We start from the raw sequence: 707 nt of genomic DNA, 5'->3' as shown, positions 1-707 counted from the left end.
TATCGTATTTACGATGAATCGTATGAAACATCCTGTTTCATTAAACATGGCAGGCGAGAAAGAAGCGATATAATGAAGAAAATCCCCTTAAGCAAGTGAAGTGACCCCCGAAAACGGGACACCAATCAAAACACCTAAACCACTTGTTCCCTAAATTCTTTAGGGGATAGGTGGTTTAATTTTTCTTGAATTCGCACACAATTGTAGTAATGAATGTATTCTAGCACAATCTTTCGCACAGTTGTGTTGGATACTTTTGTTATCTTTTGTGAATAGAAAGCTTCACTTTTTAAATGACCAAAGAAGCTTTCCATGACGGCATTATCATGGCAATTTCCTCTCCGGGACATGCTGGTGATAATGCCGTTTTCTTTGGCATACGCTTGAAATTCTTTTGCTGTATAAATACTTCCTTGATCTGAGTGAAGAAGGACATCTTTTACTTTTCGCCCTCTCATTGCTTGTTTTAATGTCTTCATCGCTAATGTCAGTGTTTGTGATTCGCTGATGACACAACTAATAATTTCACGATTAAAGGCATCCATAATCGTTGATAAATACAAAGTACGCTCTCCAAATAAGAGATACGTCACATCCGTAAACCATTTTTCATTTGGTCTGGATGCATCGAATTGGCGCTCCAATCGATGAGGGGCTACCATTGGCTCCGCACCATTGATATATTTCTTTTTCTTTCGACGTACTTT

At 38.3% G+C, this 707-nt stretch carries 1 pseudogene; it reads right to left on the bottom strand.

Annotated features, from left to right (window positions below):
* Positions 1-134: 134 nt before the first annotated feature.
* Positions 135-707: pseudogene (locus D8S75_RS17315) on the bottom strand (IS3-like element ISBt2 family transposase); the annotation flags it as partial.

This window comes from Simplicispira lacusdiani (assembly GCF_003604195.1).
Lineage (GTDB): Bacteria > Pseudomonadota > Gammaproteobacteria > Burkholderiales > Burkholderiaceae_C > Simplicispira > Simplicispira lacusdiani.
This window is presented reverse-complemented; position numbering and strand designations above follow the sequence as displayed.